Raw genomic sequence first — 1,883 nt, 5'->3', positions numbered from 1 at the left:
CGTCGATGGTACTGCATGGGAGACTGTGTGGGAGAGTAGAACGTTGCCAGGTTAGCAAAAAGACTTAAGATTTATCTTAAGTCTTTTTATTTATATAAAATTATTTGTTTATTTTGTTAAAACCAATCCTTTACTTCTTATGCAAGTACATTCTCTAGCTTCTTGCGTATGCAAGCATTGATATTTTACTTTTTTAGGTGATATTATTTCTTGTGACTTCTTTATAGTCTTTTCTTGTGAATTCATTTAATACACTCCTTATTAATTAATACATATAAACAATATTATATATCAACTAATATTAATTATCAATATATTGATATCATAAGTAAATGGAAAGTATGGTAAAATAAAATATATAACTCATATACAAGTTTAATAAGATTTATATCATATAAAATTTGTATATTTTAGTAATTTAAATTTTTTTCATAACGACATTTTGCATAGAACGCAGCACCTATCATTCCAGCAGAATCTCCAAGTTCAGCAGGAACTATTGAACAAGCTTCTGCTGATATTTTTAAAGCGTGATTTTTTATGACTTCTCTTGTTTTCTTTAATAATCTGTCTCCAGCTTTAGACATGCCTCCACCAATTATTATAATTTCAGGATTATACATGTTTATAACATTTACTAATCCATATCCTAATAATTCACCAGTTTCATATAATGTACTAATAGCAACAGTATCTTCTAAATCAAAAGCCTCAGAAATCATATTAGCTGTAATTTTATTATAATCATGATTTATCCAATCTGAAATAATACTTTTTTCACCCCTATCTAATTTATCTTTTAATGTTTGAATCATTCCAAGTGCAGAAACATAGCGGCCTAAACAACCAGAACTACCACATTTACAAGAACGACCATTACGATACATATTCATATGTCCAATTTCACCTACACTAGATGTGGCTCCATATAAGATATGTCCATCAATTATTATTCCTGAGCCTAATCCGGTACCTAATGTTAATAAGACAATATTATCTTTATCTTTTCCAGCACCAAAATATCGTTCACCATATAGATTAACACGTACATCATTATCAATGAATGTAGGAATATTTAACGTGCTTTCAATAAATTTCACTATATTTACATTTTCCCAATTATAAAAGTTAGGAGAAAACTTTGAAATTCCATTTTCAACATCAAGAATTCCAGGAACTCCTATACCTATACATATAATATCTTTGCTTGATAGGTTATGAGAATTTAATAATGAAGACACTGTATTAGCAATTTTATTTATTACATAATCAGATCCTAAGATTGCTTTTGTAGGAACTCTAACCTCATGTATTTTAATAAAAGAATTATTAAATAAGGAAGTTTTAAGATTTGTTCCACCTAAATCTATACCTATATAAAACTTGTCCATGAATTATCCTCCATAATAGATTTTAATAATCAATAATAATTCTATAGGTAATATAGAATATTTTCTATGTAAAATATTTTGAAATTACAAACAAAATTATACTTTTTATTGTGTAAGGTGTAATAAGTAGAATATTTCATAAAATAACTACAGTATACTCTGAATAATCTGAAAAGTAAAATAAACATAACCTTGTATATCAATATGAATAAAACAAAGAAAATAAAAGAAATATAAAGTAATTACATAATAATAGATAATAAATAGGTATTTATAAATATTATTATCTATTATTAGATGATATTATGTAATACGTTGCTAGTGCAAATCGAATTAATAAGTTTAAGAAAAATTTAAAAAACTTATTGACAAGGAAATGCATAAGTGATAGAATGAAAAAGTCGCTTAAGGGCGATGAAGAAAATGGTCTTTGAAAATTGAACAGAAAATAAGTTAAGTAAAATAAACCAGCAATTCTTTTAGAAGTCTTAA

Annotated in this window: 2 protein-coding genes; both read right to left on the bottom strand. The window is 26.1% G+C overall.

The window, feature by feature from the left end; translation table 11 throughout:
- Positions 1-108 precede the first annotated feature (108 nt).
- Positions 109-246 carry a hypothetical protein gene (locus tag ABDZ60_RS01865; protein WP_172655000.1) on the bottom strand — a complete coding sequence of 46 codons (138 nt, stop codon included), beginning with the start codon at positions 244-246 and terminating at the stop codon, positions 109-111.
- Between the two features lie 164 nt (positions 247-410).
- A complete protein-coding gene (locus tag ABDZ60_RS01860; protein WP_343775404.1) occupies positions 411-1,391 on the bottom strand; it encodes an ROK family protein in 981 nt (326 codons plus the stop codon).
- Between the last annotated feature and the right edge of the window lie 492 nt (positions 1,392-1,883).

It is taken from the genome of Clostridium sartagoforme, from assembly GCF_039521405.1.
Classification (GTDB): domain Bacteria; phylum Bacillota; class Clostridia; order Clostridiales; family Clostridiaceae; genus Clostridium; species Clostridium sartagoforme.
Note: the sequence above shows the minus strand (reverse complement) of the source record. Positions and strands in the feature narration are given on the sequence as shown.

What these genes read in the sequence shown, in the direction of transcription:
- ABDZ60_RS01865 (WP_172655000.1), bottom strand. Translation starts at nt 246, where the DNA reads ATGAATTCACAAGAAAAGACTATAAAGAAGTCACAAGAAATAATATCA.
- ABDZ60_RS01860 (WP_343775404.1), bottom strand. Translation starts at nt 1,391, where the DNA reads ATGGACAAGTTTTATATAGGTATAGATTTAGGTGGAACAAATCTTAAA.